This window comes from Pseudomonas sp. CCI4.2 (assembly GCF_034350045.1).
Taxonomy (GTDB): Bacteria; Pseudomonadota; Gammaproteobacteria; order Pseudomonadales; family Pseudomonadaceae; genus Aquipseudomonas.
On the sequence record NZ_CP133781.1, the window covers coordinates 4949079 to 4973729 of the forward strand.

Below are 24651 nucleotides of genomic sequence, written 5' to 3' on the forward strand. Positions count from 1 at the left end.
CACACGCCTTCGTTCGCTACAATCGCCGGCCCTGTCGCAACGCTGGAGCTCAACCTTCCGTGCCCGTTCTGCGTCTACCGATACTCCCTGCTGCGGCAGGCAAACAACACTGGGGCAATTTGCCCGGTGCTGCCCTCAGTCTGGCCATTGCCGAGGCCGCCAGTGCTGCCAAGCGTTTTACGCTGCTGCTAACCGCTGACAGCCAAAGCGCCGAGCGTCTTGAGCAAGAACTCGGCTTTTTTGCGCCGGACTTGCCGGTTCTTCATTTTCCAGACTGGGAAACCCTGCCCTACGACCTGTTTTCTCCGCATCAGGATATTATTTCCCAGCGCATTGCCAGCCTGTACCGGCTGCCAGAACTGGCGCACGGCGTGCTGGTGGTCCCCATCACCACCGCCCTGCACCGACTGGCGCCGACCAAGTTTTTGCTCGGCAGCAGCCTGGTGCTGGACATCGGCCAAAAGCTCGACGTCGAACAAATGCGCACCCGGCTCGAAGCCAGTGGTTATCGCTGCGTTGATACCGTGTACGAGCACGGTGAGTTTGCCGTCCGTGGCGCGCTGATCGATCTGTTCCCCATGGGCAGCAAACTGCCGTACCGGATCGATCTGTTCGACGACGAAATCGAAACCCTGCGCACCTTTGACCCGGAAACCCAGCGCTCCATCGACAAGGTGCAGTCGGTTCGGCTGCTGCCCGCGCGCGAGTTTCCGCTGCAAAAAGATGCCGTGACCCGCTTCAAGGCCCGGTTTCGCGAGCGCTTCGACGTAGATTTCCGCAAGTGCCCGATCTTTCAGGACTTGAGCAGCGGGATCACGCCGGCCGGAATCGAGTACTACCTGCCGCTGTTCTTCGATGAAACCTCGACCCTGTTCGATTACCTGCCCCAAGACACCCAGGTGTTCTCGCTGCCCGGCATTGAACAAGCGGCCGAGAACTTCTGGAGTGATGTGCGCAACCGCTATGAAGAGCGCAAAGTCGATCCCGAACGGCCGTTGCTGCCGCCCAGCGAATTATTCCTGCCGGTAGAAGACTGTTTCGCCCGCCTGAAAAGCTGGCCACGGATAGTCGCCAGCCAACAAGACGTCGAAACCGGCGTCGGCCGTGAACGGTTCCCGGTTCTGCCGCTGCCAGACCTGGCCATCGAATCCAAGGCCACCCAACCACTGGCCGCGCTATCAAAGTTTCTCGACGATTTTGCGGGGCGCGTGTTGTTTACCGCCGAGTCTGCCGGGCGCCGCGAAGTGTTGCTGGAGCTACTGGAGCGCCTGAAGCTGCGGCCAAAAACCGTCGACGGCTGGACAGACTTCATCGAAGGCAAAGATCGCCTGTCGATCACCATTGGGCCGTTGGACGAAGGCCTCATTCTGGAGCAGCCAGCTCTTGCGCTGATCGCAGAAAGCCCGCTGTTCGGCCAGCGGGTCATGCAGCGTCGACGTCGGGAGAAACGCACCGACGGTGGTAATAACGACGCAGTGATCAAAAACCTCACTGAACTGCGCGAAGGCGCCCCCGTGGTCCACATCGACCACGGCGTAGGTCGCTATCTTGGGTTGGCAACACTGGAAGTCGAAAACCAGGTCGCCGAGTTTCTGATGCTGGCGTACGCCGAAGAGGCGAAATTGTACGTGCCGGTGGCCAGCCTGCACTTGATTGCACGTTATACCGGCAGCGATGACGCCTTGGCGCCGCTGCATCGGTTGGGTTCTGAGACCTGGCAGAAAGCCAAGCGCAAAGCCGCCGAACAAGTCCGTGATGTGGCCGCTGAATTGCTCGACATCTATGCCCGTCGAGCCGCCCGTGAGGGCTATGCCTTCGCCGACCCGAAAGCCGACTACGCGACCTTCAGCGCCGGCTTCCCGTTCGAAGAAACTCCAGACCAGCAAACCACCATCGATGCCGTGCGCGCCGACATGCTCGCGCCAAAGCCGATGGACCGCCTAGTGTGCGGCGACGTGGGCTTCGGCAAAACTGAAGTGGCCATGCGCGCGGCGTTCATCGCCGTGCACGGCGGTCGCCAGGTCGCCATTCTGGTGCCGACCACCCTCCTCGCCCAACAGCACTACAACAGCTTCCGCGACCGCTTTGCCGATTGGCCGGTCAGCGTCGAGGTCATGAGCCGCTTCAAGTCCGCCAAAGAGATCAACGCCGCTGTCGCGGACTTGGCCGAGGGCAAAATCGACATCGTGATTGGCACGCACAAGCTGCTGCAAGACGACGTGAAGATAAAGAACCTCGGGCTGGTGATCATCGACGAAGAACACCGTTTCGGGGTGCGCCAGAAGGAACAGCTCAAGGCCCTGCGCAGTGAAGTCGATATCCTGACCCTGACCGCAACACCGATTCCGCGAACGCTGAACATGGCCGTGTCGGGGATGCGCGATTTGTCGATTATCGCCACCCCGCCGGCGCGTCGTTTGTCGGTGCGCACCTTTGTCATGGAGAACAACAAAAGCACCGTCAAAGAAGCCTTGCTGCGTGAACTGCTGCGTGGTGGGCAGGTTTACTACTTGCACAACGACGTCAAAACCATCGAGAAATGCGCCGCCGACCTCGCTGAGCTGGTGCCGGAAGCGCGCATCGGTATTGGCCACGGGCAAATGCGTGAACGCGACCTCGAACAGGTAATGAGCGATTTCTACCATAAGCGCTTCAACGTGCTGATCGCCTCGACCATCATCGAGACCGGCATCGACGTGCCCAGCGCCAACACCATCATCATCGAACGGGCCGACAAGTTTGGTCTGGCACAACTGCACCAACTGCGCGGCCGGGTGGGTCGAAGTCACCACCAGGCGTACGCCTATTTGCTGACCCCGCCTCGAGCACAAATCACCCCGGACGCCGAGAAGCGTCTGGAAGCGATTGCCAACACCCAGGACCTCGGAGCGGGCTTCGTGCTCGCCACCAACGACTTGGAAATCCGTGGCGCGGGCGAACTGTTGGGCGATGGCCAGAGCGGGCAAATTCAGGCCGTGGGCTTTACCCTGTACATGGAAATGCTCGAACGCGCAGTCAAGGCCATTCGCAAGGGAGAACAACCGAACCTCGACCAGCCCTTGGGTGGCGGCCCGGAAATCAACCTTCGGTTGCCGGCCCTGATTCCCGAGGCGTATTTGCCTGACGTGCATACCCGCCTGATCCTCTACAAGCGCATTGCCAACGCCGCCGACGAAGATGGCCTCAAGGACTTGCAGGTCGAGATGATTGATCGCTTCGGCCTGTTACCTGAACCGACTAAGAATCTGGTGCGTCTGACGTTGCTCAAACTGCAAGCCGAGCAATTGGGTATCAAGAAAGTCGACGCTGGGCCGCAAGGTGGGCGTATTGAGTTCAGCGCAAGTACCCAAGTCGATCCGCTGGTGCTGATCAAGCTGATTCAGGGTCAGCCAAACCGCTACAAATTCGAAGGGGCCACGCTGTTCAAATTCATGGTGCCCATGGAACGGCCAGAAGAGCGCTTTAACACGCTAGAGGCGCTGTTCGAACGTCTTGCTCCGAAAAAAGCGTGATTCCAGAAAAGCGCTCTACTTGAACCGCGCGCCCGGCCATACTGGTCGACGTTTATCACAAAGCACTCAAGGGGCGCATTGCGCCTCTTGCCTTTTGAGCACCGCTGCGGCGTAGGGCTGTATTGAACTGTGTCGTCAATTCTTGAAAGAGTTTTAGCCTCTTCGTGGGCAGATGGTTTCAAAGCTCAGAGCCTTGAGCGAGGGCGTGACTATGCCCGGCAACAACGCATCATGTTGCACCACCTGAGCGGTGAATTAGTCCAGACGCTATGCCGAGGCTCAAGCCTGGAAATCTACACCCAGACCCTCAAGCTCAAGGACCCCGCGAAGTACAGCCAGTTCGTGATCGCCAAATGCACCTGTCCAGTCCGTAACAACTGTAAGCACTGCGCCGCCGCGTTGTTTTTCCTGCAAGCCCCGGAAAATCAGCCGTCAATCCTTGCTGCGCTGGACATCGCCGAACCCACGATCGATCTCGCTCCCCCCGTAAAACAAAAACCGGCGCTGCCCGAACGCGCAATCGACTACTTTCCACGACCACGGCTGACAGTCGCCAGTGTCGAGTACAGTGCCTACGAACCCCGTAACGGCCGTATGCAACGGCACCTCCAGCACCGCGCGGCCTTGGCTTTTGGCTATGGTCCTTACTATGCGGCGGGCAAACCCGTCGATATGGTTTTGCACGAGCAAACCGAGACCCTGCGCCTCCATCGCCACGCCGATGAGGAAAAACGCTGCTACGAGGCGATGCAGGAACGTGGCTTTAAGCTGGCGACTCGGCAAAGCAAGGCACTACCCGACAGCGCCGGGGATATGTTCGAACTGCCGAACGATAAAGCCTGGCTGCATTTCATGACCCACCAATTGCCGCTGCTGCGCGACCAAGGCTGGGAAATTGATATTTACGACGACTTCAGTTTCGACGTCACGCCGGTCGAAGACTGGTATGCGGTCATTCAGGAGCAGCCAGAACACGACTGGTTCGACCTGGAACTGGGGATTATCGTCAACGGCGAGCGCCTGAGTTTATTGCCGATTTTGATCAACCTGCTGCGCACTCACCCTGAGTTGATGAGCGCCAGCGGGATAGCCAAACGCCGCGACGACGAACAGCTTCTGGTACAGCTCAATCATTTCACGCAGAAAGGCGGCGAACCGATTCAGGTGGCGCTGCCTTATGGTCGGCTGAAACCGGTGCTGGCAGCCTTGGGCGACTTCTATTGGCACGACGACGGCAATAACGCGCTACGGCTGAACACTGCTGACGCTACGCGCCTGACGGTATTAGACGACTTGCAGTTGATTTGGGAAGGCGGCGAGCGCGTGCGTCGTTTCGCTGATCGCTTGGCCAACATCAAGAATTTTTCGGTCGGTGTACCTGAGCGCTTGAACGCAACGTTGCGGCCCTATCAGCACGAAGGCTTGAGCTGGATGCAGTCACTGCGCGAGTTGGAAGTGGGCGGCATTCTTGCTGATGACATGGGTCTGGGCAAAACCCTGCAAACCTTGGCTCACCTGCTTATAGAGAAACAAGCGGGTCGAATGGATCGCCCTTCTCTGGCGGTCATGCCGACCAGCCTGATCCCTAACTGGATGGACGAAGCCGAGCGCTTCACCCCTGACTTGAAAATCCTGGCGCTGCATGGCGCTGGCAGAAAACGCGAATTTGCGAACCTGCAGGATTACGACCTGATCTTGACCACCTATGCGTTGCTGCCGCGTGACGTCGAACTGTTGGCGCAGCAACCGCTGCACGTGCTGATACTCGACGAAGCGCAATACATCAAGAATCCCCGCAGCAAGGCCGCTAATGCTGCACGCAGCTTGAATGCCCGACAACGTCTATGCCTGAGCGGTACACCGCTGGAAAACCACTTGGGCGAGCTGTGGTCGCTGTTTCACTTTTTGATGCCGGGCTGGCTGGGTGACAACAAACACTTCAATAGCAATTACCGCAAAGCCATCGAAAAAGACGGCAGCGAGGAGCGGCTGCAGCATTTGAATGCCCGAATCAAGCCGTTCTTGCTGCGCCGAACCAAAGAACAAGTCGCCACCGAGCTCCCGCCGAAAACCGAAATTGTGCATTGGGTCGAGCTCAACGACACCCAGCGTGATGTATACGAAACCGTCCGGCTGGCCATGGACAAGAAGGTTCGCGAGGAGATCAGTCGCAAAGGCATGGCGGGCAGCCAGATCATTATTCTTGAGGCGCTGCTGAAACTGCGCCAGGTGTGCTGCGATTTACGCCTGGTCAACAGCGCTCCTACCACCGGGCGCCATGGCAGCTCAGCCAAACTGCACAGCCTGATGGAGATGTTCGACGAGTTATTGGCCGAGGGTCGAAAGATCCTGTTGTTCTCCCAATTCACGTCCATGCTCGCCTTGATCGAGGCGGAGCTGAAACAACGCGGAATCGAGTATGTGCTGCTTACCGGCCAAACCCGCGACCGCCGTGCGCCGGTGCACGACTTTCAGAGCGGCAAGGTGCCGGTGTTCCTGATCAGCCTGAAAGCCGGCGGTACCGGTCTGAACCTGACTGCCGCCGACACCGTGATTCACTACGACCCCTGGTGGAACCCGGCAGCGGAAAACCAGGCCACCGACCGTGCGTATCGCATCGGTCAAGACAAACCCGTGTTCGTTTACAAAATGATCGCGCGCGGCACCGTCGAAGAGAAAATCCAGCGGTTGCAGCAAGAAAAATCAGCGCTGGCCTCCGGTGTGCTGGATGGCCGAGCGGCGGGTGACTGGCGACTGGAGAGCGAAGACATCAGCGCGTTGTTCGCGCCGCTGCCTTTGCCCTCACCCAAGCCGAAAAAGGCCAAGCACTAACGCAAAATACTCTGAGCTAACTTGTTGGCGAGGCCCTTTAAAGCGAACTGCACTAGACCGCCTCGCCAACAAGTTGGCTACAGAGTGTTGCGGTACTCAATCAGCCGCCAACACTCGGGCCAATGTCGCTTTAACCTTGCCCATTCCGTCGTGTAATGCCTGTTCGATTTCCGCCATGGTAATCACCGCCGAAGATTTTCCCGCAGCAGGGTTAACCACCAACGCCAAACACGCGTAAGCCAGGTCGATCTCACGAGCCAATGCAGCCTCGGGCATACCGGTCATGCCGACGATATCGCACCCGTCGCGCTCCAGACGAACAATCTCCGCCACGGTTTCCAAGCGCGGGCCCTGGGTGCAGGCATACACGCCTTGATCGCTGTAATCACAGCCTTCAGCAGCCAGCGCAGCGATCAGCCGGGCGCGCAGCTCTTCGCTGTAGGGGTAGCTGAAATCGATGTGGGTCACGTGCTCCAAGTCATCGGCGAAGTACGTGTGTTCACGGCCGCTGGTGTAATCAATCAACTGGTGGGGTACGCAAAAGTGACCGGTGCCCATCGCCGGGTGAATTCCGCCGACCGCATTGACCGCCAAAATCGCCTGCGCTCCGGCCTGTTTCAAGGCCCAGAGATTGGCGCGGTAGTTCACTTGATGCGGGGGGAAGCGATGGGGATGCCCGTGGCGCGCGAGAAACAATACTTCGCGCCCGGCGTAGTCACCAACCTGAATCTCGCCAGAAGGCAGGCCGTAAGGCGTGTTCATGGGCAAAGACTGACGGATGTTAAGTCCTTCCAGCTGGGTCAGGCCGGTACCGCCGATAATCGCGTAAACAGTCATGGGAAAAGTCCTTTAATCGATCAGTTGGGCAGCGCGCAATGCTTCAAGCGCTGCCAGCCAGCGCGGGTGCTGACGGTATTCAGTGGTGGCATAGGCCTGCCCGCGCATCCGCGCGATTCGCAGCGATGGCGTGACCTTCATCCGCTGCACCGCGCTGAGGGCCAGTTCAGCCGCCACACGATCGTTACACACCAAACCCATGTCACACCCTGCCGAAAGCGCCGCTTCGATACGACTCGCCGCGTCCCCAACTACATGGGCGCCGGCCATGGACAGGTCATCACTGAAGATCACGCCATCGAACTTCAATTCGCCACGCAAGATATCTTGCAGCCAAAGGCGGGAAAAGCCCGCGGGCTGTGAATCAACCTGTGGGTAAATCACATGAGCGGGCATCACTGCCGCCAGTTGCTTGCTTAGCCTGGCAAACGGCACCAGGTCGTTGGCCCGAATCTCATCCAGGCTGCGTTCGTCGGTCGGTATCGCGACATGGGAATCGGCCTCAGCCCAACCGTGGCCAGGGAAGTGTTTACCGGTGGCGGCCATGCCAGCGGCGTTCATCCCTCGAATAAACGCCCCCGCCAGCAAGGCTACGCGCTCGGGATCACCGTCGAACGAGCGGCTGCCCACGACCGCACTGCGCTGATAATCCAAGTCCAGAACCGGCGCAAAACTCAGGTCCAGCCCCACCGCCAGGACTTCAGTCGCCATCAACCATCCGCAATGCTCGGCCAGTGCTTCTGCATTCGGGTTGTCGGCAATCGCCCGCATCGCTGGCAAGCGGACAAAGCCCTGACGCAAACGCTGCACGCGCCCGCCTTCTTGATCCACCGCGATCAGCACGTCCGGTCGAACGGCTCGGATCGCCGCGCTCAGCTCCCGAACTTGACGAGGATGCTCGATGTTGCGGGCAAAAATGATCAAACCACCCACTTCGGGCTGACGCAGTAGCTGACGATCTTCAGCGGTCAGCCACGTACCGGCGACATCGACCATCAACGAGCCTTGCAGGCCTGAACTCATCATGAAAATTCCTTAACTCAACACTGCCAAGCCCTGCAAGGGCGCGGCATCAAGCACAGTGGAGACAGCCAGACGCGCAACTCGTTGAGGACAAACGAGTGGGCGAGGGAGACATGGATAAACCGAGGGGTACGCATAAGCGGCTAGCTTAGCGGATGAAGGCCGTCACGCCCACCCGTCACCCGCTAAACCTTGGCGGCTACCGGGCTTTTGCTGCGAGGCTTGAGCTGTGCTGAAACCATCGCATCGTCGGTGACACCGGTTTCGGCGCGCATGCCAGCTGCCAGGAACGGCACCATCAGTCGCATCACCTGTTCGATAGAGGTGTTCACGCCGAAATCCGTTTCGGCAATGGCGCGCAAAGCTTTGATCCCGGACATGCTGAAGGCTGCCGCCCCGAGCATAAAATGCACACGCCAGAACAGCTCGATCGGGGGAATGCGCGGTGCGGCTTCGTTGACCAACAGCATGTAGCGCCGGAAGACTTTGCCGTACATGTCTTCAAGGTAACGCCGCAAGTGGCCTTGGCTCTGGCTGAACGCGAGACCGAGCAAACGCATGAATATAGAAAGATCGTTGTTGCTGCGAGGCTGGACTGCCAAGGCTTGCTCGACAAGGATTTCCAGCAGCTCTTCCAGCGTAGGTTTGTGTTCGGGCTTGGTCTGACGGCGCTCCAGCTCACGGTCTAGGCTGACGCAGAAAGGCCCGAGAAAGCGCGAGAACACCGCTTGAATCAAGGCCTTCTTCGAACCGAAGTGATAATTCACGGCCGCCAAATTGACGGATGCTTTGCTGGTAATCAACCGCAGCGAAGTTTCGGCAAAGCCTTTCTCCGCAAACAACTGCTCAGCAGCATCAAGGATGCGTTCTACTGTTTCCGACTGGGCCATGATCTTCGCCTGACAAACACTTGTTTGAAACATACGTTTCAAGCGGGCTGTTTGTCAACCCTGTCCGTTCATTTTCTGGCTGGGCAGTCACGCTTGTATTCAACCATACAACATTGCTTAGACAGCATACGAACCGGGGCCTAAGGGCTTAGCGGAACCGGTGACCGCAGCGAGTCTTTGGTTACTTGGTAGAGACCGTCCAGCGGTCAGGATAAAAAGGACGATTGCCAAGACGCAATCACTGTATATAATCCCAGTCACTGTATAAAAAGCCAGAGCGATCAACATGCTGAAACTGACGCCACGCCAAGCCGAAATTCTGGGTTTCATCAAACGCTGCCTTGAAGACCACGGCTATCCACCGACCCGTGCGGAAATCGCTCAGGAACTCGGCTTTAAATCGCCCAACGCAGCGGAAGAACACCTCAAGGCGCTAGCCCGCAAGGGCGCCATCGAGATGACCCCTGGTGCTTCCCGAGGCATTCGAATTCCGGGCTTTGAAGCCAAATCAGAAGAAAGCAGCCTGCCCATTATCGGTCGCGTCGCTGCTGGTGCCCCGATCCTTGCGCAGCAACATATTGAAGAGTCCTGCAACATCAACCCGGCCTTTTTCCACCCCGCTGCCGACTATCTGTTACGCGTCCACGGCATGAGCATGAAAGACGTCGGCATTTTCGACGGTGATCTGATTGCCGTGCACACCTGCCGCGAAGCGCGTAACGGGCAGATCGTGGTCGCTCGGATAGGCGACGAAGTAACGGTAAAACGTTTCAAGCGAGAAGGCAGCAAGGTCTGGCTGATTGCCGAAAACCCTGATTTCGCCCCTATCGAAGTGAACCTTAAAGATCAGGAGTTGGTGATCGAAGGTTTGAGCGTCGGCGTCATTCGCCGCTAAAGGAGACGTTATGCAGTTCCACCAAGCCCCACAGCATGCTCAATTACCACTGTTCGAGGCATTTATGGCACAGCCCATCGCCCCGCTGCTTACAGATGTGGTCGAAACGCCCTGGAATACAGCGCCAGAAGCTTTTAGTGAACTGTCGTTGCGCGGCGCGGCCGGGAACTGCCTCAACCTTTTGGCGCCCATTCTGCGGGAATTGAGTCAGGATCAGGATGCGCGATGGCTAACGCTGATTGCACCCCCGTCTAGCCTGACTCAGGCCTGGCTGCGTGACGCGGGGCTCAACCGAGAGCGGATTCTACTGCTTCAACCGCGTGGCATTCAAAGCGCACTGCAGTTGACGTGTGAAGCCCTGCGCTTGGGCCGCAGCCACACAGTGGTTAGCTGGATCAATCCGATCAATGGCGTGGGACGCCAACAACTGATCAGTGCGGCCAGGATCGGCGATGCGCAAAGTTTGAATATTCGACTGGGCTGATTATCAGCCCGCAACTACCCGCGATCAGTGGAGAATCCGCGGGCCATTGTGTTTATCGAGGTCACCTTCCGCGAGACGCCCGGCCATCTGCACGCCAACACTCAGCATCGCTTTAGCAATTTCTACGTGCTGTCCCTGCAAGAACGCTTTTGCATCTGCAGAAAAATCCAACGTAACCAAAGACCCTTCGTCCTCGGCGCGGCGCAACTCAATGCGACCGTCAGGCAACTCGACAATTTCTAAAAAAGACGTTGGCATAACGACTGCTCCCCACGAAAGGGCGGCATTGTATCAGCCACTCGACTCAAGCCCTAGCCCATCGATCACTCAGCATTCACTGAGCCCTTCGCGAAAACGAACCGTCAGACCCTTGAGCTGCTGACGCCAGTCTTCCATTTCCGTGCGAGTCAAGGCAGGAGCAGGCTCGTCACCTAGGCTGATGGCAATGATAGACGGCTGAGTCACGTCACCCTTTGGCTTCTTCGGTGCCCGAGGCGGCTGGAACAGCGCGTTATACGCCGCCAACAACTGAGCCAGCCAGGTTTGCGAATGCTGAGCCAGTTCGATCAGTTCTGCCATTTCAGGAATCGCAACGGCGCTCAACACCTCCTGCGTCAGCAACATTTCTGCCCGGGGTGCATTGGCCTGAGGCAAACGATAGAAACCGGCGATTTCATGGCAAAGGCCCAGCAAGGCGCCATACAAATGAAACAACGCACATTCGCGCTCGGACTGGATCAGCGCCTGTGCATTCATGGCGCGGCTGTCTTCAGCTTTGCCAAGCGCTTCCAGGGCGAGCCCAGCGAAATAGATTTTCTGGTTGGTGCGGGTATAAAGCTCATGGGCCATGGCGCGACTCTCCATAACAAACAGTTTTAGCCATCAAAAACAATTTTAGAACAGCTGGACTCAAAGCAAATCTGGCTCGCGCAATACGCATTATGCGTACCGGGCGAGCCAGCATCCGACAACTGAAAGCACCCGACCCAACGGTCAGGCGCACATCATCAACGTTTGTCTTCGACCTTCCAGGCCTTACCGTCGTAGAACGCACGCCAGCCTGTCGGCTTGCCTTCCACTTCAGTCTGCACATATTGCTCTTTGGTTTTGCGGCTGTAACGTATCACCGCTGGGTGCCCGTCCGGATCCTTCTTCGGCGCGTCGCAGAGGAAGTGATACTTGGGGTCGATTTCGTCCCGGTGAGGAACAATCTCGATCACCAGTGGCGCACGGGTCTCGCGATTTTTCGGGAACTGACTGGCGGCCAGGAACAAACCTGAAGCACCGTCACGCAAGATATAGGTGTCGGTAACCTTCTCGCACTTTAGCTCAGGCATCTTCACCGGGTCCATTTTCGGCCCGGCCGCTTCACCGCTTTTCAGCAGTTTGCGGGTGTTTTTGCACTCGGGGTTGGTGCAGCCGAAGAACTTGCCGAAACGACCGGTCTTGAGCTGCATCTCGCTGCCGCACTTGTCACATTCCAGGCTCGGGCCTTCATAGCCCTTGATCCGGTAGGTGCCCTCTTCAACTTCATAACCCACGCAATCAGGGTTATTTCCGCAAATGTGCAGCTTGTGTTTCTCGTCCAGCAGGTAAGCGTCCATCGCCGTGCTGCAGATGTGGCAACGGTGCTTGCCACGCAATACACGGGATTCAGACTCGCCTTCATCGTCCTCGGCGATTTCATCGCCTGGCGTCAGATTGACCGTTGCCTTGCAGCGCTCTTTCGGCGGCAGGCTGTAACCGGAACAACCGAGGAACACGCCGGTGGAGGCGGTACGGATTTGCATCGGGCGACCGCACACCTTACAGGCGATATCGGTCATCACCGGTTGGTTGGCGCGCATGCCGCTGTCGGCAGCCTCGGCCACTTCAAGTTTTTTCTTGAAGTCACCGTAGAACTCGTCGAGGACGTTTTTCCAGTCGCGCTGACCTTGAGCGACGTCATCGAGGTTCTCTTCCATGCCGGCGGTAAAACCGTAGTCCATGAGATTGGAAAAGCTTTCAGACAGGCGCCCGGTAACGATGTCGCCCATTTTTTCGGAATAGAAGCGGCGGTTATGCAGCGCCACGTAGCCTCGATCCTGAATAGTTGAAATGATCGCGGCGTAGGTCGATGGACGGCCAATTCCGCGTTTTTCCATTTCTTTGACCAAACTCGCTTCGGAGTAACGCGCAGGCGGCTTGGTGAAGTGCTGGGTCGGGTCAATCTTGTTGAGCTTGAGGTTGTCGCCCTGCCCCATGTCGGGCAACACATCGTCGTCGCCCGGCTTGGCCATCTGCGGCAGAACGCGGGTGTAACCGTCGAACTTGAGGATGCGGCCCTTGGCCCGCAACTCGAAGGTCCCAGCGGCGACACTGACGGTAGTCGACAGGTATTGCGCCGGAGGCATCTGGCAGGCAACGAATTGGCGCCAGATAAGCTCATAGAGGCGCTCAGCGTCACGCTCCATCCCCGTCAGCTTGCTAGGGTGGGTGTTGACGTCTGAAGGACGAATCGCTTCGTGAGCCTCTTGTGCGCCTTCTTTGCTGCTGTAGACGTTTGGCGCCTCCGGCAGGTATTTCTTGCCGAACTCGGTTTCGATGTAAGCGCGAGCCATGGTCACGGCATCGACCGACAGATTAGTCGAGTCGGTACGCATGTAGGTGATGTAACCCGCTTCGTACAAGCGCTGGGCCATCATCATGGTTTTCTTCACGCCATAGCCCAGGCGGTTGCTGGCGGCCTGTTGCAATGTGGACGTGATGAACGGCGCCGACGGTTTGCTGCTGGTCGGCTTATCTTCGCGCTTGACGATGCTGTAGCTGGAAGCCTTGAGCTTCTCCAGCGCGGCCATGGCGGTGGTTTCGTTCAGCGGTTTGAACGCTTCGCCGTTTTCACGAGCGACTTCGAAACGCACGTTTGCGCCCTTGGCGGTGCCGAGGTCTGCGTGGATTTCCCAATATTCTTCGGGGTTGAACGCGCGGATTTCCCGTTCGCGTTCCACCACCAGCTTCACCGCAACCGATTGAACGCGACCTGCCGACAGGCCACGGGCAACTTTCTGCCAGAGCAGCGGCGAGACCATGTAACCCACGACGCGGTCGAGGAATCGACGTGCTTGTTGCGCATTGACCCGATCAATATCCAATTCGCCCGGTTTAGAGAAGGCTTCCTGGATTGCTTTCTTGGTGATCTCGTTGAACACCACACGCTTGTAGCGGCTGTCATCACCACCGATGGCTTCGCGCAGGTGCCAGGCAATGGCTTCCCCCTCGCGATCCAAGTCGGTTGCGAGATAGATGATGTCAGCATCTTTGGCAAGCCGGCGCAGCTCTTCGATCACTTTCTCTTTACCAGGAAGGATCTCGTACTTGGCTTTCCAGCCGTGATCAGGATCGACACCCATCCGCGACACAAGCTGGCGCTTGGCCTTTTCTTTAGGTGTCAGGACAGGCCCCTCGCCCACAGCAGCCTTGCCGCGCTTGGCAGCAGGCTCTTTGCTGGCGCTAGCCGAACCGCTGGTGGGCAAGTCTCGGATATGGCCGATACTCGACTTCACCACGTACTGGTTACCCAAGTACTTGTTGATGGTCTTGGCCTTAGCCGGGGATTCCACGATGACCAGCGATTTGCCCATGGATCAGAAAATTCCTGAATTTAGAAATGAAAGGCGCTTGGTGCCCTGTTGAGGCACCGCTATATATAGTGGCAATAAGGCGAGGTCAAGCACAGGCTATTGCGCGATCTCTACTCAAGGCCTTGAAAACAGGCTCGGTTCGGCTTGAACCAAAGCAAAGCGTGGCACCTGTTCGCCGTCAACTTCGACGGACTCCAGGAACATGCTCAAGGGACGTACCCAAAGGCCGTAATCGCCATAGAGCGCTTGATAGAACACCACTTCTTCTTCGGTTTCGGAGTTTCGGGCGATGCTGAATACGCGGTACTCAGGGCCCTTGTAATGGCGATAGAGTCCAGGCTGTAACTGCATACTGCGGCCCTCGAAAATGAAACTCGAAAATAAATTATTTTAAAATGCAACTTTTTGCAAAAAACCAGCTTTTTAGAAAAACAAAAGCCGGGGCACTTGGCCCCGGCTTCCCATCTGAGGAACCGTTAAACGCGTTCGAAGACGGTGGCAATGCCCTGACCGAGGCCAATGCACATGGTAGCAACGCCAAGGTTCCCGCCATTCTGTTTCATGACGTTCAGTAACGTACCGGAGATACGAGCACCAGAACACCCAAATGGATGGCCAAGAGCGATAGCGCCGCCGTGCAGGTTAACCTTCTCGTTCATCTTGTCGAGCACTTTCAAATCTTTCAGCACTGGCAGGGCCTGTGCGGCGAAAGCTTCGTTAAGCTCGAAGAAGTCGATATCAGTAATATTAAGGCCTGCACGCTTCAAGGCTTTTTGGGTCGCTGGCACCGGACCATAGCCCATGATTGCAGGGTCCACACCGGCCACCGCCATCGAGCGAATCACCGCCATAGGCTGAATACCGAGGTCGTGAGCACGCTGTGCCGACATGACAATCATGCACGATGCACCGTCGGTGATTTGCGAGGAGGTGCCCGCCGTTACCGTACCGCCTTTAGGGTTGAAGGCCGGTTTCAAGGCGGCCAGGCTTTCCAATGTTGTATCCGGACGAATGGTTTCGTCGTAGTCGAACATTTTCAGGAAGCCATTCTCGTCATACCCGTGCATCGGGATAATTTCGTCTTTGAACTTACCTTCGATCGTTGCCTTGTAGGCCAACTGATGCGAACGCAGACCAAAAGCATCCTGGGCTTCGCGGGTGATGCCGTGCATTTTACCGAGCATCTCTGCAGTCAGCCCCATCATCCCCGACGCCTTGGCAGCGTACAGCGACATGTGCGGGTTCGGATCTACACCGTGCATCATGCTGACGTGGCCCATGTGTTCGACACCGCCGACCACGAACACATCGCCGTTACCGGTCATGATCGCTTGCGCGGCAGTGTGCAGCGCACTCATGGACGAACCACACAGGCGGCTGACCGTCTGCGCAGCGGCGGTGTGCGGAATCTGAGTCAGCAGTGACGTCATGCGGGCGATGTTCCAGCCCTGTTCCAGGGTCTGGTTTACACAACCCCAGATCACGTCTTCAACTTCCGCAGGGTCAACCTTGACGTTGCGCTCCAGCAATTTGCTGATCAGGTGCGCGGACATATCTTCAGCGCGGGTATTACGGTGCATGCCACCCTTGGAGCGGCCCATCGGGGTGCGACCGAAGTCAACAATCACGACGTCTCTCGGATTCAAGCTCATAAATTCCTCTCTGTCGTTGGGCGCTTAACCGAAGAAGCTTTGGCCATTTTCGGCCATCTCACGCAGCTTCGCGGTCGGGTGGTACAAGGCGCCCAGATCAGCATATTTGTCAGCCAGGGCAACGAATTCGGCCACACCAACGGAGTCGATGTATCGCAGCGCACCGCCACGGAAAGGAGGGAAACCGATGCCGTAGATCAAGCCCATATCGGCTTCGGCAGCAGTGTCAACGATGCCGTCTTCCAGGCAACGAACCGTTTCCAAGCACAGCGGAATCATCAACCAGTTGATAATGTCGTCGTCGGACACTTCGCGTTGTTCGTAGACAATCGGCTTAAGGACTTCAAGCACAGCGGCATCCGTGACTTTCTTCGGCTTGCCTTTCTTGTCCATTTCGTACGCGTAGAAACCCTTGCCGTTTTTCTGGCCCAGACGATTGGCTTCGTAAAGCACGTCTACCGCCGAACGACGGTCGTCCTTCATGCGATCAGGGAAACCTTCAGCCATCACGTCGCGACCGTGGTGACCGGTGTCGATACCGACCACGTCCATCAGGTACGCCGGGCCCATTGGCCAGCCGAATTTTTCCATCACCTTGTCGATACGGACGAAATCCACGCCGGCGCTGACCAGTTTGGCGAAACCGCCGAAGTACGGGAACAGCACACGGTTGACCAGGAAGCCTGGGCAGTCATTGACCACGATCGGGTTTTTACCGATTTTCTTGGCGTAGGCCACAGCGGTTGCTACTGCTACTTCGCTGGACTTCTCGCCACGAATGACTTCCACCAGCGGCATCATGTGCACTGGGTTGAAGAAGTGCATGCCGACGAAGTTTTCCGGACGCTTTAGGGCTTTGGCCAACAGACTGATAGAGATGGTCGAAGTATTCGACGCCAGAATCGTATCGTCTTTAACTTGACCTTCTACTTCGGCCAGTACCGCTTGCTTGATCTTTGGGTTCTCGACCACGGCTTCAACCACGAAGTCGACGGTGCCGAAATCGCCGTAGGAAAGCGTAGGACGAATCGCGTTTAGCGCGACGGCCATCTTCGCCGAGGTCAAACGACCTTTGTCGACACGATTGCCCAACAGCTTGGACGCTTCGTTCAGACCCAATTGAATGGCGTCTTCGCGAATATCCTTCATCAGGATCGGCGTGCCTTTGACGGCCGACTGATAGGCAATGCCGCCGCCCATGATCCCGGCGCCGAGTACGGCGGCCTGTTTCACGTCTTTTGCGACCTCATCGTAGATCTTGGCTTTTTTCTTCAGTTCCTGATCGTTCAGGAACAGGCCGATCAAGCTCTGCGCAGCCGAGGTCTTGGCCATTTTGACGAAGCCGGCGGCTTCGATTTCCAGCGCCTTGTCACGGCCAAAGTTGGCGGCTTTCTGGATAGACTTGATCGCCTCAACCGGTGCTGGGTAGTTCGGGCCAGCCTGCCCCGCAACGAAACCCTTAGCCGTTTCGAACGCCATCATCTGTTCAATAGCGTTGAGCTTGAGCTTGTCCAGCTTAGGCTGACGCCTGGCCTTGTGATCGAACTCGCCGGAAATAGCGCGTTTGATCAAATCCAGCGCAGCTTCGGCCAACTTCTCTGGCGCAACAACCGCATCGACCGCGCCGACTTTCAGCGCGTCTTCAGCACGGTTTTCCTTGCCTGAAGCGATCCACTCGATGGCGTTATCGGCGCCAATAAGGCGCGGCAAACGAACGGTGCCGCCGAAACCGGGGTACAAGCCCAGTTTGACTTCAGGCAAACCGACTTTGGCGCTGCTCGACATGACACGGAAGTCAGCCGCCAAGCACATTTCAAAACCGCCGCCTAGCGCGATTCCATTGATGGCTACGACGGTTGGAACACCGAGGTCTTCGAAATCGCTGAAGATCTTGTTGGCTTCGAGGTTGCCAGCCACCAGCTCAGCATCCGGCAACTTGAAGTTCTCGACGAACTCGGTGATGTCGGCGCCGACGATGAAAACGTCTTTGCCACTGCTGACGATCACACCTTTGATCGAACCATCAGCCTTGATGCTATCTACGGCCTGACGCAGTTCGTTTAGGGTTAGACGGTTGAACTTGTTGACGGACTCACCCTTGAGATCGAACTTCAGTTCGACGATGCCACTTTCAAGGGCCTTAACCGTGATGGCTTTACCTTCGTAAATCATCAACTGATCTCCACGATATGGAAGCTGAACAATACGCGCTGGACGCTAGAGGCTGACGTAAACACGGCTTACGCCGTTGCTACTACCAACCGCCTAGGCACACCCGCCGACGCGATACTCGGGATTCTGTAAGAGCTTTCTCGATGCAAACGCTCATTTCATACGCCCGTTTGATTTGGGTGTGGACACCATCACGGAAATCCTGGCAATTGTCAATTCCGCAAAATGCCGGTGAATGCAGCGAAATATCGACACGCCAGTAACCAACGCCACATCAGCCGCAGGTTTGATACGGAACGGATGTAGGAATATTCGCTGGAATAATAATTCGCAGACTCACGCGACTGCCGCACCCAATCGGGGCAATTCAACCGGGCACGGATAAAAAAGAGGCACTATCGCGACAAACCCCGCAGGAAGGTCTACATTCAGCGCACTGACGAATCAGCCCTATGAAAACGGGCTTCAGGTTCGTGACGACAAGTCCGCCCCCGCGTTGCGCAAGGGGTCGCTGCAGATTATCCGGCCTGCCTGGCCAACCCTGGCCCGATGTTGTTGTCGGGCTTTTTATTGCCTGCCTTTCGCTGAAAGCGTATTCGTGGCGTTAAGCCAACGCTCTGAGCGCCGCAGAAATTCGCTGCAATATTTCGGGCTCGCCGCGCTCAGCCCAATACAGGGAAATGAGCTGTTGGCCCGCTTCGACCTTGAAAACGTCGGAGGGCAGCAGACAAAACTGCGCCATCAATGATGCGTTGTCACAGGGTTCGCGCCATTGATTTAGCCAGACGCCCGGCTCGGCTTGCCAGTAAACCCAGCACGCCGGCTCTTTGCGGCTGCGCGGTAGGTGATATTGCGCACAAGGGCTGGGCGGTTCAGTAGGCAGCCAATGCGGCCAATCTTGAGGCGCGAGCTGCATCCCCAAACCGATACGACGCGCCTCCATGCGCAAGGCCATTCTTCCACTTTGCCGGCGTGAAGGTCGCAACCAAGCTAAAGGGCTCAAAATCAGCGCAAGTATTGACAGCACTATCCAGACCGTCATAGTTCTTTCCCAGAAATAACCATCATTTAATAGCGCACATGGTTGTGCGCGAAAGAGCCATACTCAAGGCTATCGTAATCCTCAAGGGGTACTCCTCATGCCGTACGAACATATCTTGGTCGCTATCGACCTTACTGAAGAGTGCGATCCCGTTATTCGCCGAGCGCGTGAATTGGCGGTCAGCAACCACGCCAAGCTCTCACTGGTGCACATCGTTGAGCCCATGGCGATGGCGTTTGGCGGCGACGTGCCCATGGACCTGTCGCAACTGCAGCAACAGCAATTTGATCAAGCCAAAGAAAAGCTCGAAGCCTTGAAATTGAAGTATCCGGAAGTGAGCATCGGCGACGCCCATCTGACTTACGGCCAGCCTCGTCAGGAAATTCATCAGCTGGCCAAAGCGCAAAACTGCGATTTGATCGTTGTCGGCAGCCATGGCCGGCACGGCCTGGCCTTGCTGCTGGGCTCCACGGCTAACGACGTTCTTCACGGCGCGCCATGCGACGTACTGGCTGTGCGCTTGAAAGTGCAGAGCTGACAAATCTGTAGAAGCCAGCTTGTTAGCGAGGCGGTATAGGCGGTGTGTCTGGCACACCGCGTAATCTTTCGCCAACACGCTGGCCGCTACAAATCAACGATCACGCGTCCAGCTCAGCCCAACGTTCCAGCAAGGTGTCGAGCTGCGCTTGCAGGTTTTCCAGTTGCGCCAGCACCGCAGCCGATTGCTCGGCAGGCCGCTGATAGAAACCGGCATCGGCCATTTCAGCGTTCAACGAAGCCATTTGCGCTTCAACGTCGTCGATCTGCTTAGGCAACGCTTCCAGCTCGCGCTGGAGCTTGTAGCTGAGTTTTTTCTTGGCAACCGGCATGTCCTGAGCGGCAACCGGGGTTGCCGCAACGGCAGCGGTAGCCAGTTCAGCTTTACCGGACTTGTTCTCGGTAACGCCCAACAGACGTGGCGAACCACCCTGACGCAACCAGTCCTGATACCCACCGACGTACTCACGAACCTTGCCTTCGCCTTCAAACACCAAGGTACTGGTCACCACGTTGTCGAGGAATGCCCGGTCGTGACTGACCATCAGCACGGTGCCTTTAAACGTCAGCAGAACCTCTTCAAGGAGCTCAAGGGTCTCCACGTCCAAGTCGTTGGTCGGTTCGTCAAGGACCAGCAGGTTGGCTGGTTTGCTGAACAGTTTTGCCAGCAACAGACGAGCACGTTCACCGCCGGACAACGCCTTCACCGGTGTACGCGCACGTTGGGGGCTAAACAGGAAATCACCCAGATAGCTCAGCACGTGACGGCTCTGACCATCGATATCGATGAAGTCGCGACCTTCGGCCACGTTGTCGATAACGGTTTTTTCCAGATCGAGCTGGTGACGTAACTGATCGAAATAAGCCACGTCCAGGCGTGTACCCACCTCAACCGAACCGCTACTTGGCTGCAGGCTGTCGAGCATCAACTTGAGCAAGGTGGTCTTGCCGGTACCGTTGGCACCCAACAGACCAATACGGTCTTCGCGCTGCAAGACCATGGAGAAGTCTTTGATCAGGAACGGACCGCCTGGGTGAGCAAAGCTGACGTTATCCAGAACCATCACTTGCTTACCGGATTTATCGGCCGTATCGAGTTGGATATTGGCCTTGCCGGTGCGCTCGCGACGCTCGCCACGCTCTACACGTAATTCTTTCAGAGCACGTACGCGGCCTTCGTTACGCGTGCGACGGGCTTTGATGCCCTGGCGAATCCAGACTTCTTCTTGGGCAAGACGCTTGTCGAACAAGGCGTTGGCAGTATCTTCGGCCGCCAACTGGGCTTCTTTGTGCACCAGGAAACTGGCGTAATCGCCGTTCCAGTCGATCAAGCCGCCACGGTCCAACTCAAGAATCCGGGTGGCCAGGTTCTGCAGGAATGCCCGGTCGTGCGTGATGAACAGAACCGCGCCCTGAAAACCAAGCAGGGCCTCTTCGAGCCAGGCGATTGCGCCAATGTCCAAGTGGTTGGTTGGTTCGTCGAGCAACAGCAGATCCGGCTCGGATACCAAGGCCTGGGCCAGCAGCACCCGGCGACGCCAGCCACCCGAAAGCTCAGCCAGGGTTTTGTCGGCCGGTAATTGCAAGCGGCTCAGCGTACTGTCGACCAATTGCTGCAAGCGCCAGCCGTCACGGGCTTCGAGGTCTTGCTGAACGTGCATCAGCTTGTCTAGGTCCTCGGCGGTGACGATGTTCTGGCTCAGGTGGTGATATTCGGCAAGCAGTGCGCCGACGCCGTCCAGGCCTTCGGCAACCACGTCGAACACAGTCCGCCCGTCTGCTTCCGGCAACTCTTGCGGCAGTTCGCCGATTTTCAGGCCCGGCGCGCGCCACACAGCGCCGTCATCCGGCTTCTGAATGCCTTTAACCAGTTTCAACATACTGGACTTGCCGGTGCCGTTGCGGCCGATGATGCACACCCGCTCACCACGGGCGATCTGCCAGGACACCTTGTCCAACAACGGCATAGCGCCGAAAGCAAGGGACACATCGCTGAATTTGAGCAGGGTCATGATCTTCTCCAAAAACTGGGGGCGCATTCTACCTGAGATACCCGCCGCATGTTGGCATTCAATAACAATCAAACAGGCGCCATTGGCCCTCGTTGCGCTGAGACGCTGATGAATATCCAACAACATCGAGCCTATTGCCCCGCAAGCACAGGCAATGCTTTCACCCGGAGTAGGCAAGGGCTAAGCTAACGGAACTTTTATCGTTTCCTCTGCACGGAAGTCTCATGCGCAGTCGTTTGCTCGGCCTTTTATCCTGTCTGCTTGTCTCTGCCACCGCCGCCCAATTTGCTCAGGCGGGGGACATTATCCAACAGCGTCAGTATTACGATGAAGCAAAACGGGCATTGGCCAAAGGCGATACCGGGCCTTATATGCGTTACAGCGAAGCGCTTGCCGACTACCCGCTGGAACCGTATCTGGAATATGACGAACTGACCGCTCGCCTCAAAACTGCCAGTAACCAAGAGATTGAAAAATTTCTCGCGCAGCACGGTGACCTGCCCCAAGCCAACTGGATGAAATTGCGCTGGCTGCGCTGGCTGGCCGATCGCGGCGACTGGCAGCCCTTCGTCAAGTATTACGACCCCAAGCTCAATTTCGTTGAGCTGGACTGCCTGTATGGCCAATACCAACTGAGCCATAACCTGCGCTCCGAAGGCTACGCCAACGCCGAAAAACTCTGGATGACCAGCAAGACTTTGCCAGCCTCGTGTGACGGTTTGTTCGCGCGCTGGGCAGCGGAAGGTCAGTTAACCGAAGAGAAACGCTGGAAACGCGCAAAACTAGCCGCGTCGGCGCGCAATTACAGCCTGGCCACGACCCTGGTCGACAGCCTCGTGACCCTCGCCCCCCAAGGCCGACTACTGATCGCGGTCGCACAGAAGCCCGAGTTGCTCAACGACCCTTCGCGCTTCCGGCCGGTCGATGAGGCCATGTCGGACGTGGTGGGCCTCGGCTTGCGTCGTTTGGCCAGGAAAGACCCACAGAAGGCCTTGGAGATGCTGGACAGCTACTCCTTAACCATGCACTTCTCCCGTGACGAGCAAGTAGCGATTGCCAAGGAAATCGGCCTTACGTTAGCGCGCAGCTTCGACGGTCGTGCCTTGGAAGTGATGACCAAATACGACCCGGACCTGCGCGACGACACCGTCACCGAGTGGCGCCTGCGTTTATTGTTGCGACTTGGCCGTTGGGACGATGCGTACCAACTGACCCGCCGACTGCCTCAGGACCTCGCCACAACCAACCGCTGGCGCTACTGGAAAGCGCGCTCACTGGAACTGTCCCAGCCCAACAATCCGCTGGTGCCTTCACTCTACAAAGCCGTTTCCAAAGAGCGTGACTTCTACGGTTTTCTTGCCGCCGACCGCACACAAACTGCGTATCAGTTGAATAATCACCCGCTGATGCTCAGCCAGCAGATCATCAATAAGGTGCGCAACACCCCTGGCGTGCGTCGAGCGTTGGAATTTCATGATCGCGGCGAAGTCGTCGACGGCCGACGCGAGTGGTATTACGTCAGCCGCTTGTTCAATCGCGATGAGATGGTTGCCCAAGCGAAGCTCGCCTACGACATGCATTGGTACTTTCCAGCCATCCGCACCATCAGTCAGGCGCAGTATTGGGATGACCTGGACATCCGCTTCCCGATGGCTCACCGCGACACTCTGGTGCGCGAAGCCAATGTGCGTGGCTTGCATTCCAGCTGGGTATTCGCCATTACTCGCCAGGAAAGTGCATTCATGGACGATGCCCGCTCCGGCGTTGGCGCCAGCGGCCTGATGCAGTTGATGCCAGCGACTGCCCGAGATACCGCGCGTAAATTCAGCATCCCGCTGGCATCACCGCAGCAAGTGCTTGACCCCGATAAAAACATCCAACTGGGCGCCGCGTACCTGAGCCAAGTGCACAGCCAGTTCAACGGCAATCGCGTGCTGGCCTCGGCCGCCTACAACGCTGGCCCGGCGCGTGTTCGTCAGTGGCTCAAAGGTGCAAATCACCTGGCGTTTGACGTTTGGGTTGAAAGCATCCCGTTCGACGAAACCCGTCAGTACGTCGAGAACGTGCTGTCTTATTCGGTCATTTACGGAGCAAAACTCAACTCGCCGCAACCGCTGGTGGATTGGCATGAACGGTTTTTTGATGATTTGTAAGCAGTACGCGGCGCATCTGTAGGAGCCAACAAGTTGGCTCCTACAGAGGACTGCGAATCACTGTGGGACCGAATTCATTCGGGAAGGCTTCAGCCCTGACACATCGGACGCTGGGGCCTCTCTACAGATCTTTACTCCAACACCGTGACCGGCATCCCAACCTCAAGGGTGCCGGGCCCGTCATTGACCATGTTCTGCCCAAACCATATGTCCCCGTCCCGTTCACGGTAGGTTTTCAGGGTCGCCATAGGTTCGCGGTCCGGCGAGCGTTCGCCGGTCTTTGGATCGAGGGTGGTCAGTATGCAGCGGGTGCAGCCTTTGAGCAGACGAAATTCGATGTCGCCGATGCGGATACGTTTCCAACCATCTTCAGCGAACGCCTCACTGCCCTCCACTACCAGATTCGGTCGAAAGCGCAGCATTTCCAGTGGCCGTCCGACCTTGGCCGACAGGTCATCAAGGGACGCTTGGCCAATCAACAGCAACGGAAAGCCATCGGTGAAACCCACTTTATCCTCAACCGTGCCGTAACCGCTGGGCAGCCAGCGCGCACGCTCGGCCGGGACATGCACCATGCGCGTCGGCCGCCCCATGAACGCGGTAAGCCAGTGTGCGGCAGCATCGCCAGCGTCTGGCACACGCAAGGTGTCACGCCAGATGGTCACGCCAAGCAATGAACTCTCGGTAACTTCCGGTACGGGAACATCAAGCGCTGCGAGGCCTGGCGCACTTAAGGTCAAGCCACCCGTTGCGCTCCATAACGCCGACAATTGCGACATTTGTGGCATGGCCCGCTGGGTGAAAAAACGTCCGGTGCCCTCCTCTACCAGCATCCAGCGACGATCACCGGTCAACCCCAACCCGTCGAACGCTGCTTGCTGGAGCGGCTCGGCAATGCCGGACTTGAGTGGGTATCGATAAAGGGCGCTGAGGCGCAGCATGGTCGGTTTTCCTGAATGCGAAAAAAACCAACTTATACGAGTTGCCGGC

The 24651-nt window shown here is 57.3% G+C and carries 18 protein-coding genes; 6 read left to right on the plus strand and 12 right to left on the minus strand.

From position 1 onward, the window contains the following. The first annotated feature begins 59 nt into the window (after positions 1-59). Together mfd and RHM65_RS22490 are read left to right on the plus strand one after the other, a co-directional pair. On the plus strand, positions 60-3512 hold the full coding sequence (gene mfd, locus RHM65_RS22485; RefSeq protein ID WP_322168683.1) for a transcription-repair coupling factor: 3453 nt from the start codon (positions 60-62) through the stop codon (positions 3510-3512). Positions 3513-3641: 129 nt separating this feature from the next. Further along, positions 3642-6344: a DEAD/DEAH box helicase gene (locus RHM65_RS22490; RefSeq protein WP_322168681.1), complete on the plus strand. Its 2703-nt coding sequence runs from the start codon at positions 3642-3644 to the stop codon at positions 6342-6344. A gap of 96 nt (positions 6345-6440) precedes the next feature. On the opposite strand, the gene RHM65_RS22495 is transcribed toward RHM65_RS22490, so the two are convergent. The 3 genes from RHM65_RS22495 to RHM65_RS22505 all read right to left on the minus strand — a co-directional run bounded on the left by RHM65_RS22495 (position 6441) and on the right by RHM65_RS22505 (position 9094). Then, positions 6441-7181: an S-methyl-5'-thioinosine phosphorylase gene (locus RHM65_RS22495; RefSeq protein WP_322168678.1), complete on the minus strand. Its 741-nt coding sequence runs from the start codon at positions 7179-7181 to the stop codon at positions 6441-6443. Positions 7182-7193: 12 nt separating this feature from the next. Continuing rightward, positions 7194-8192, minus strand: coding sequence for a beta-N-acetylhexosaminidase (gene nagZ, locus RHM65_RS22500; RefSeq protein WP_322170838.1), 999 nt, complete (start codon positions 8190-8192; stop codon positions 7194-7196). Positions 8193-8389: 197 nt separating this feature from the next. Continuing rightward, complete coding sequence (locus tag RHM65_RS22505) at positions 8390-9094, minus strand: TetR/AcrR family transcriptional regulator (RefSeq protein ID WP_322168675.1); 705 nt, start codon at positions 9092-9094, stop codon at positions 8390-8392. A 286-nt stretch (positions 9095-9380) separates the two neighbouring features. Here RHM65_RS22505 and lexA point away from each other — a divergent pair, with 286 nt between their 5' ends. Further along, a complete protein-coding gene (gene lexA, locus RHM65_RS22510; protein WP_322168672.1) occupies positions 9381-9989 on the plus strand; it encodes a transcriptional repressor LexA in 609 nt (202 codons plus the stop codon). A 10-nt stretch (positions 9990-9999) separates the two neighbouring features. After that, positions 10000-10473 carry an SOS-induced cell division inhibitor SulA gene (sulA, locus tag RHM65_RS22515; RefSeq protein WP_322168669.1) on the plus strand — a complete coding sequence of 158 codons (474 nt, stop codon included), beginning with the start codon at positions 10000-10002 and terminating at the stop codon, positions 10471-10473. A gap of 24 nt (positions 10474-10497) precedes the next feature. Here sulA and RHM65_RS22520 read toward each other — a convergent pair whose 3' ends face one another. The 7 genes from RHM65_RS22520 to RHM65_RS22550 all read right to left on the minus strand — a co-directional run bounded on the left by RHM65_RS22520 (position 10498) and on the right by RHM65_RS22550 (position 18959). After that, a complete protein-coding gene (locus tag RHM65_RS22520; protein WP_322168666.1) occupies positions 10498-10731 on the minus strand; it encodes a hypothetical protein in 234 nt (77 codons plus the stop codon). 69 nt (positions 10732-10800) lie between these two features. After that, a complete protein-coding gene (locus RHM65_RS22525) occupies positions 10801-11322 on the minus strand; it encodes a DUF6586 family protein (protein WP_322168663.1) in 522 nt (173 codons plus the stop codon). A 158-nt stretch (positions 11323-11480) separates the two neighbouring features. Beyond that, positions 11481-14093 (minus strand): type I DNA topoisomerase, encoded by a 2613-nt coding sequence (gene topA / locus RHM65_RS22530; RefSeq protein WP_322168660.1) that lies wholly within the window; start codon positions 14091-14093, stop codon positions 11481-11483. Between the two features lie 114 nt (positions 14094-14207). Further along, entirely contained in the window at positions 14208-14444 is a 237-nt protein-coding gene (locus RHM65_RS22535; RefSeq protein WP_322168656.1) for a DUF1653 domain-containing protein, read from the minus strand. A 125-nt stretch (positions 14445-14569) separates the two neighbouring features. Continuing rightward, the gene (fadA, locus tag RHM65_RS22540) at positions 14570-15745 is read right to left on the minus strand and encodes an acetyl-CoA C-acyltransferase FadA (RefSeq protein WP_322168653.1); all 1176 of its coding nucleotides are present in this window, start codon (positions 15743-15745) and stop codon (positions 14570-14572) included. Between the two features lie 24 nt (positions 15746-15769). Beyond that, positions 15770-17917, minus strand: coding sequence for a fatty acid oxidation complex subunit alpha FadB (gene fadB, locus RHM65_RS22545; protein ID WP_322168651.1), 2148 nt, complete (start codon positions 17915-17917; stop codon positions 15770-15772). Between the two features lie 604 nt (positions 17918-18521). Next, positions 18522-18959 carry a hypothetical protein gene (locus RHM65_RS22550; protein ID WP_322168648.1) on the minus strand — a complete coding sequence of 146 codons (438 nt, stop codon included), beginning with the start codon at positions 18957-18959 and terminating at the stop codon, positions 18522-18524. 97 nt (positions 18960-19056) lie between these two features. On the opposite strand from RHM65_RS22550, the gene RHM65_RS22555 reads away from it, so the two are divergent. Beyond that, positions 19057-19497 (plus strand): universal stress protein, encoded by a 441-nt coding sequence (locus RHM65_RS22555; protein WP_322168645.1) that lies wholly within the window; start codon positions 19057-19059, stop codon positions 19495-19497. A 100-nt stretch (positions 19498-19597) separates the two neighbouring features. Here RHM65_RS22555 and RHM65_RS22560 read toward each other — a convergent pair whose 3' ends face one another. Continuing rightward, the gene (locus RHM65_RS22560; RefSeq protein WP_322168643.1) at positions 19598-21508 is read right to left on the minus strand and encodes an ATP-binding cassette domain-containing protein; all 1911 of its coding nucleotides are present in this window, start codon (positions 21506-21508) and stop codon (positions 19598-19600) included. Between the two features lie 224 nt (positions 21509-21732). Here RHM65_RS22560 and RHM65_RS22565 point away from each other — a divergent pair, with 224 nt between their 5' ends. Further along, a complete protein-coding gene (locus tag RHM65_RS22565; RefSeq protein WP_322168640.1) occupies positions 21733-23661 on the plus strand; it encodes a transglycosylase SLT domain-containing protein in 1929 nt (642 codons plus the stop codon). Positions 23662-23792: 131 nt separating this feature from the next. On the opposite strand, the gene RHM65_RS22570 is transcribed toward RHM65_RS22565, so the two are convergent. Continuing rightward, positions 23793-24602: an MOSC domain-containing protein gene (locus RHM65_RS22570; protein WP_322168638.1), complete on the minus strand. Its 810-nt coding sequence runs from the start codon at positions 24600-24602 to the stop codon at positions 23793-23795. Positions 24603-24651: the final 49 nt, after the last annotated feature.

What these genes read in the sequence shown, in the direction of transcription:
- RHM65_RS22565 (WP_322168640.1), top strand. Translation starts at nt 21,733, where the DNA reads ATGCGCAGTCGTTTGCTCGGCCTTTTATCCTGTCTGCTTGTCTCTGCC.
- RHM65_RS22505 (WP_322168675.1), bottom strand. Translation starts at nt 9,094, where the DNA reads ATGGCCCAGTCGGAAACAGTAGAACGCATCCTTGATGCTGCTGAGCAG.
- fadA (WP_322168653.1), bottom strand. Translation starts at nt 15,745, where the DNA reads ATGAGCTTGAATCCGAGAGACGTCGTGATTGTTGACTTCGGTCGCACC.
- RHM65_RS22555 (WP_322168645.1), top strand. Translation starts at nt 19,057, where the DNA reads ATGCCGTACGAACATATCTTGGTCGCTATCGACCTTACTGAAGAGTGC.
- fadB (WP_322168651.1), bottom strand. Translation starts at nt 17,917, where the DNA reads ATGATTTACGAAGGTAAAGCCATCACGGTTAAGGCCCTTGAAAGTGGC.
- RHM65_RS22495 (WP_322168678.1), bottom strand. Translation starts at nt 7,181, where the DNA reads ATGACTGTTTACGCGATTATCGGCGGTACCGGCCTGACCCAGCTGGAA.
- topA (WP_322168660.1), bottom strand. Translation starts at nt 14,093, where the DNA reads ATGGGCAAATCGCTGGTCATCGTGGAATCCCCGGCTAAGGCCAAGACC.
- RHM65_RS22525 (WP_322168663.1), bottom strand. Translation starts at nt 11,322, where the DNA reads ATGGCCCATGAGCTTTATACCCGCACCAACCAGAAAATCTATTTCGCT.
- RHM65_RS22550 (WP_322168648.1), bottom strand. Translation starts at nt 18,959, where the DNA reads ATGACGGTCTGGATAGTGCTGTCAATACTTGCGCTGATTTTGAGCCCT.
- lexA (WP_322168672.1), top strand. Translation starts at nt 9,381, where the DNA reads ATGCTGAAACTGACGCCACGCCAAGCCGAAATTCTGGGTTTCATCAAA.
- sulA (WP_322168669.1), top strand. Translation starts at nt 10,000, where the DNA reads ATGCAGTTCCACCAAGCCCCACAGCATGCTCAATTACCACTGTTCGAG.
- RHM65_RS22560 (WP_322168643.1), bottom strand. Translation starts at nt 21,508, where the DNA reads ATGACCCTGCTCAAATTCAGCGATGTGTCCCTTGCTTTCGGCGCTATG.
- RHM65_RS22520 (WP_322168666.1), bottom strand. Translation starts at nt 10,731, where the DNA reads ATGCCAACGTCTTTTTTAGAAATTGTCGAGTTGCCTGACGGTCGCATT.
- RHM65_RS22570 (WP_322168638.1), bottom strand. Translation starts at nt 24,602, where the DNA reads ATGCTGCGCCTCAGCGCCCTTTATCGATACCCACTCAAGTCCGGCATT.
- RHM65_RS22535 (WP_322168656.1), bottom strand. Translation starts at nt 14,444, where the DNA reads ATGCAGTTACAGCCTGGACTCTATCGCCATTACAAGGGCCCTGAGTAC.